Origin of the sequence: Methylobacterium iners (genome assembly GCF_022179305.1) — a bacterium.
In the GTDB taxonomy this organism is placed as follows: Bacteria; Pseudomonadota; Alphaproteobacteria; order Rhizobiales; family Beijerinckiaceae; genus Methylobacterium; species Methylobacterium iners.
This window is the reverse complement of sequence record NZ_BPQP01000168.1, coordinates 1-3,589: the sequence shown is the minus strand read 5'-3', so window position 1 is coordinate 3,589 and position 3,589 is coordinate 1. Positions and strand designations below refer to the sequence as shown.

General features: G+C 61.2%; 3 protein-coding genes. 2 read left to right on the top strand and 1 reads right to left on the bottom strand.

Annotated elements, in window-relative coordinates:
- Positions 1-636: 636 nt before the first annotated feature.
- Complete coding sequence (locus MFF55_RS26605) at positions 637-888, bottom strand: hypothetical protein (protein ID WP_238247248.1); 252 nt, start codon at positions 886-888, stop codon at positions 637-639.
- 253 nt (positions 889-1,141) lie between these two features.
- Here MFF55_RS26605 and MFF55_RS26600 point away from each other — a divergent pair, with 253 nt between their 5' ends.
- Together MFF55_RS26600 and MFF55_RS26595 are read left to right on the top strand one after the other, a co-directional pair.
- On the top strand, positions 1,142-1,414 hold the full coding sequence (locus MFF55_RS26600; RefSeq protein ID WP_238247246.1) for a hypothetical protein: 273 nt from the start codon (positions 1,142-1,144) through the stop codon (positions 1,412-1,414).
- A 916-nt stretch (positions 1,415-2,330) separates the two neighbouring features.
- Complete coding sequence (locus MFF55_RS26595; RefSeq protein WP_238247244.1) at positions 2,331-3,404, top strand: HD-GYP domain-containing protein; 1,074 nt, start codon at positions 2,331-2,333, stop codon at positions 3,402-3,404.
- The last annotated feature ends 185 nt before the right edge of the window (positions 3,405-3,589 follow it).

The window sequence follows — 3,589 nt, the reverse complement described above, 5'->3', positions numbered from 1 at the left end:
GGCCGAGTACGACAGGCTTCTTGGGTCCCTTGAGCGATAGGTTAAACCCGGCGCCGCCACCAAGCCTGCGGATGTACGCTCCTGAGAATGACAGGTGCCCTGTTGTACGACTTGGTTGGGTCGGAGGCGGAAGGTCCGCTCTAGGACCAAAGGCGAAAGTCCGCCTCCCACCCATTCCGGCCGTAGAGCCGACCAGCTGCCAGTTCGCGTGAAGGCCATCCCGCTTCGTCCAGGCCTTGGCTGATCGAGGCGAGCAGTTCACCGTCCGGCCACGCCTGCGCGATGACTTGGTCGCCGTCGACGGAGGAAACGGCGGTGTCGCGGTTGCCCGTGGAAGTCGATGGTCGGCAGGGGCTGGGACACTTTTCCTGGAGCGGATCAGGGCGCCTCTGCGCATTGCTAAGAAGGCCGACGACAGGGTCACCGCCGGCTAACCCGGAAGGGATGCCGACGGCGGCATAGAGTTTAGGCTAGGCCAGTGCCATGCCCGCCGCAGCGGCGCCTCGAAAGACACGAAGCAGCCCCGCCGCCCGATCTAAGAACGGGTTGGCGGGGCGCATCGTGGATCGCACGATGGTGCCGATACGCAACCTGGCTCATGGTCAGGATTCGCACGAGCACGTTCGGACTTCGTTTTCAGCCTGCGAGGAAGGGGCCTGTGAAGCGTCCGAACTCGACACGGTCACCAAGGATGCGTCGGGCCGAGCTGATCTTCTGCAGCGTCTGCCGGGTCGTGCCCGAACAGCGAACCTCCTCTTCCAACCGCCGCAGTCGCTCGATCGTCATAAGCGCAGCGGTGCTCGGGCGGTCTGCTCTCTCTGCTGCCAAACCAACAACAAGTGAGGTGGTCGCGGCATCGAGTTCGAATCGGTCGGTGTGGTGCTTCATAAGGGGCTCCTAGTAACTTCAGGATCTGATTTACTGTAGCGTACCGATGATGCAGCAACACAGGATAAAGCCGTCAAATTTGTGTGGCACCCGGCAGTTTTCGTATCGGTTTTATAGGTATATTTTCATTTTAACATAAAGAAATAACTAGAAATATCATTCTAGGCGCCGTGCATGCTGAAGGGTGCGTCATTTCCAGCGGAAACAATCGGGCTCTAGGTCCGTTGTTAGTCACACATTCACTGGAGTTTCGATGAACAATTTTGTACTCGCTAGCGCCCTGGCGCTTGCCTTATCCTCCCCAGTTCTTGCCCAAGGCTTCCCCTTCGAGCGTGAGCCCAACACCACCGGGACGATTGTTACGCGACACTCCAACACGACGGGCAACACGGAAGACATTGTTGTCTCACGCGGCGCGACCGGCGCCGACACCATCACCTCGAGTTCGGCAGCTGGCGGCAATGCCAACCTGCCCGAGCGTGCAGTACCGAATGGTAGCGCCAACGGCGGGGGCGGCGGACGCTGATCCAGCGAAATAGCTAGTCTCCCAGCCGCAAGGCTCAGCCCGCCCGGCTCATGTTGTGGCGGGCTTTCTCTTGGACCGGCGAGGCCGGTTTATAGTCAGAGGCACGGCGGCATCGGTCACGACGAGACTGCCAGCGGATGTGTTGAGTTAGATCATGGCCGGCTTCGTCCCCTCGTTCGGGACGAGGATCACAGCTGCGCAGCAGCCTCGAGGAGTTTGATACTGATCGCTGACGAGGCCCGCAAACTAGCTATTGGCACGCCTGGAGGCGCGGGCCGCATCACGGACAATAGCGATGACCATAGAACAGCCGACGTAGCTGTACTCGGAAGCACCCCTTGAATGTCGAAGGTACCACCATCACTCCAGCACACTGCAACGCTTGCTTCGGTCAGTAAGGTGGAATGTTCCGGATCGTTCCAACGGTTCGCTTTGGGCCTTAATCACACCGTACCTGCGGGATCGGCAGCAATGGGTCGAAAGCCGAACGTCCGCTTCCGGGCGAAAGGCCACGGTCCGGTTACCACCCTTGTCGGACCTTCAAAGCGTCCGCTTCAGGGTAGCCTGATCGAGCGGCAACGTATGACCACGATAGGGGGAGACAGTTCTTCCGCTTCCGGCCGTCAGGGTGATGGAAGCGAACACCGCAGTTCTTCAACAGCCTTCAGCCGCGTTCTCACGCCTTCAGAACTGAACCGGCCACAGGCATCGAACGCATCCCTCACCCTGGTGACTGTGGGAGCCAGAGGTGGGTCTTCGGCACTGTGAGCGGGTGCTGCTTCCAAATGTGCATGTTCTGAACTGGCGGTGACGAAGCCTTCAGCAGTGCTGAGCTAAGGGGAGAAGAAGCCCAAGATCGTGGCAGCACTTCATGGCACCCGCATCGACCGTTCTGCTTGCGCCTGCAGACGGTCCGTTGGCTACGCCCACGATCCTGATCCTCACAGACACACCTGGTCGCGGTGAGCGCCTCGCACGGGACCTGAGCGTTCTGGCATCTTGCGCCGTTCTGGACATCCTCGATCCCGACCAGCGCGATGTGACCGGCGGAGCCACAGCGTTTCGAGCGGTTCTGAGCGACGTGTCGCTGGTGCGATCCGCAACCATCGCCGCGTTGCGCTCGCAGCTCGACCGTCTGAAGGCACACTCCGCGCCCTATCTCTTCCTGCTGCACGAGGACACACCACGAACGTTCGCGCAGGCTCACGCTCTTGGCGCCAGACAAGTTTTGCGCGCTGATGCGCCTTGCAGCGAGTTGCTCAAGGCCGTGTCAGGCCTGATCGGCACCATCGCGCCAACGCTGCTGCCAGCCGAATGCCCGCCCAGCATCGCTGCCGCCGATGTGGCCCTCTCCCGCATCTTCGAGGCTGCGCGCGGCGGTGCGGTCGATCCTGACCTTGTGGCCACCGGAACCAAGTTCGTCGCGCAAGCCGTACGGACGACCGGCATCCGCGATTGGCTGGAGGTCGTGTGGCGGTTTGACGATGTCACGCACCAGCACTGCCTGCTCGTTGCAGGTCTCGCGTCAGGCTTCGCCCAGTCCTTGGGCTTGAGCGAGGCGGATTGTCAGCGACTGACCCAGGCCGCACTCCTGCATGACATCGGCAAGGCCAAGATCCCTGAGGCTATCCTCAACAAGCCCGGTGCCCTCGATCCTGAAGAGCGGCGGATCATGCAACAGCATTCGAGCTTGGGGCATGCGATGCTGCGAGGCAGCGGCTTCTCTGACGAGATGCTCGCCGTCGTGCGCTCGCATCATGAGTGCCTGGACGGGTCCGGCTACCCGGATGGGTTACGGGGCGCTGAGATCGCGGACTTGGTGCGGCTGGTGAGCGTCTGCGACGTCTACGGCGCGCTGATCGAGCGGCGCCCGTACAAGACACCTTTGAGTGCGGAGCGTGCCTACAGCATCCTTGAGGGCATGAGCGGTAAGCTCAACGGTGACCTCGTGCGCGCCTTCCGACCTTTTGCCGTTCTTGCAACCACCTAGCCCGGCCGCAGGTAGGCACGAGCGCACCGCTCCTCGCGCGTCACACAGCTCCATCACTCACCCCGACGGTACCGCAGAAGATGTTTGCGACGCAGCGCCCTCCGAGCAAAGTTAATCGGCTCCAATCGGCAAAGACCCGGGTTGCAGAAAAACGCTTGTTTATCTGCAGCTTGCCTAACCTCTGA